This window comes from Mesorhizobium sp. M7A.F.Ca.AU.002.02.1.1 (genome assembly GCF_003998535.1).
GTDB lineage: Bacteria > Pseudomonadota > Alphaproteobacteria > Rhizobiales > Rhizobiaceae > Mesorhizobium > Mesorhizobium ciceri.
In genome coordinates, this window is sequence record NZ_RZPB01001509.1 from 1 (window position 1) to 407 (window position 407).

A 407-nucleotide genomic window follows, 5' to 3' on the forward strand; every position below is an offset into this window, starting at 1 on the left:
ACGTTAACGTCCTGGCCGGCCATGTCGATGGGCTTCCCCAGGGAACGAAGGTGACGGCAAGCTTCGGCGTGGCGGCCCGCAGCGGTGACGAGGCGCTGGAGCCGCTGATGCGCCGTGCCGACGATGCGCTCTACAAGGCCAAGAAGAACGGCCGCGACAGTGTACGCCTGTCCTATGAGCGGCCGGAAACGGCGTTCCTGCCGGAGCCGCTCAAGACCGGCTGAATCCTGGCCGGCCAGGACGTTAACGTCTTCTTCGCCCGTCGATGATTAGCTGTCGGCGCGGGTGCGGGAGAACATGAGCGGCGCCAACTTCATCCTGTTGATCAATCTGTCGGTTGCCGGCCTGCTGGCGGCCTGCTTCATGGCGGTCGCCTTCCACGCTGTTCGCCGGGCGGCCGCGCGCTG

General features: G+C 66.3%; 1 protein-coding gene. It reads left to right on the plus strand.

Annotation, left to right across the window (positions count from 1 at the left end; all coding sequences use genetic code 11):
* Positions 1–224 (plus strand): diguanylate cyclase (locus tag EN879_RS38640; RefSeq protein WP_127274841.1); only part of this gene is annotated, 224 nt, incomplete at its 5' end.
* Positions 225–407: the final 183 nt, after the last annotated feature.